Consider the following 1,611-nt stretch of genomic DNA (forward strand, 5'->3'; position numbering starts at 1 on the left):
CCCCCCCCCCCCCCCCCCCCCCCCCCCCCCCACCCCCCCCCCCCCCCCCCCCCCCCCCCCCCCCCCCCCCCCCCCCCCCCCCCCCCCCCCCCCCCCCCCACAGGGTTTGTGTCAATCCGGGGAACAGCGCGCTGTCACCACAGTCATAGCCAGCACCCTGCCATCGGCCTTATGGTTGACTCGGCGCCCCGAATCATCAGGAGCAACATGCAAGCCCATCGATTGATCATGAGCATCGCCGCCTTGCTGGTGCTGGCCGGTTGCGGCAGTCAGCGGCCGCAGGAACCCCCGGCGCGCACGCCCGCCCAGGTCAAGGCGGAAATCCTGCGCCTGTTGCCGGCCAAAACCGTCGACCGCCAGGGTTGGGCCACCGATATCCAGGCGGCCTTCGCGGCGCAGAACATCACGCCGTCCACGCAAAACCTCTGTGCGGTACTGGCTGTTACCGAGCAGGAATCTACCTTCCAGGCTGACCCGACCGTGCCGGGTCTGGGCAAGATCGCCCGTGATGAAATCGACCGTCGGGCGACCAAAGCGCACATTCCCGGCCTGTTGGTCAGCGGTGCGTTGCAGGTGCGCTCGCCCACTGGCAAAAGTTATAGCGACCGGCTGAACGCCGCCCGCAGCGAAAAAGAACTGAGTGCAGTTTTTGACGACTTCATCGGCATGGTGCCGATGGGCAAGACTCTGTTTGCGGGTTTCAACCCTGTGCATACAGGCGGGCCGATGCAGGTCAGCATCGAGTTTGCCGAGCAGCATGCCAAAGACTATCCGTACCCGGTGGACGGTTCGATCCGCCGTGAAGTCTTCAGCCGCCGTGGCGGTATGTACTTCGGCATCGCGCATTTGCTCGGATATCCGGTGAACTACCCGCAGCCGCTGTATCGTTTCGCCGATTTCAACGCCGGTTGGTACGCCAGTCGCAACGCCGCCTTCCAGAACGCGGTCAGTCGGGCCTCGGCGATCCCGTTGGCGCTGGATGGCGATCTGGTCAACTACGGTTCGATCATGCCCGGTACCACGGAAAAGGCCGTGCGCACCCTCGGCAAGTCATTGGGCATGCGCAATACGACGATTCGGGATCAATTGGAGGAAGGCAATACGCTAGCCTTCGAGAGCAGCAAGCTCTATCAAGGGGTTTTCGAGTTGGCCGAAAAGGCTGAGGGCCGTCCTTTGCCCCGTGCGGTACTGCCGGGGATCGTGCTGCAAAGCCCGAAAATCACCCGCAAACTGACCACGGCGTGGTTTGCCAAGCGGGTTGATGAGCGTTATCAGCGCTGCATGGTTCGCTGAACGAGATTGACACAGGCATGAAAAAGCCCGGCTGATCAGGCCGGGCTTTCGTTGTTGCGGTGAAGCGATGTCATCAGGCGAAGGTATTGCGTTGCAGGTGATCCGAACCATCGGCCGCCACAGCGCGTTGTTCCAGCAAACGATCCGAGCCATCAGCTGCGACAGCACGTTGTTTCAGCAAACGATCCGAGCCATCAGCTGCGACAGCGCGTTTTTCCAGCAGGCGATCAGCGCCTCCTTCAGCGACACGATTCTGGATCAAACGATCCGAACCCCCTTCAGCGACACGACTTTCGATCAGACGATCCGAGCCGCCTT

The 1,611-nt window shown here is 62.6% G+C and carries 2 protein-coding genes; one reads left to right on the forward strand and one right to left on the reverse strand.

The features are described 5' to 3' along the window. Positions 1–207 precede the first annotated feature (207 nt). Positions 208–1,293, forward strand: coding sequence for a DUF1615 domain-containing protein (locus tag ACSFE6_RS31475; RefSeq protein WP_435431263.1), 1,086 nt, complete (start codon positions 208–210; stop codon positions 1,291–1,293). Positions 1,294–1,366: 73 nt separating this feature from the next. On the opposite strand, the gene ACSFE6_RS31480 is transcribed toward ACSFE6_RS31475, so the two are convergent. Then, the coding region (locus ACSFE6_RS31480) for a hypothetical protein (RefSeq protein ID WP_435431264.1) at positions 1,367–1,611 on the reverse strand (245 nt) is incomplete at its 5' end.

This window comes from Pseudomonas baetica (assembly GCF_051216495.1).
Lineage (GTDB): Bacteria > Pseudomonadota > Gammaproteobacteria > Pseudomonadales > Pseudomonadaceae > Aquipseudomonas > Aquipseudomonas baetica_B.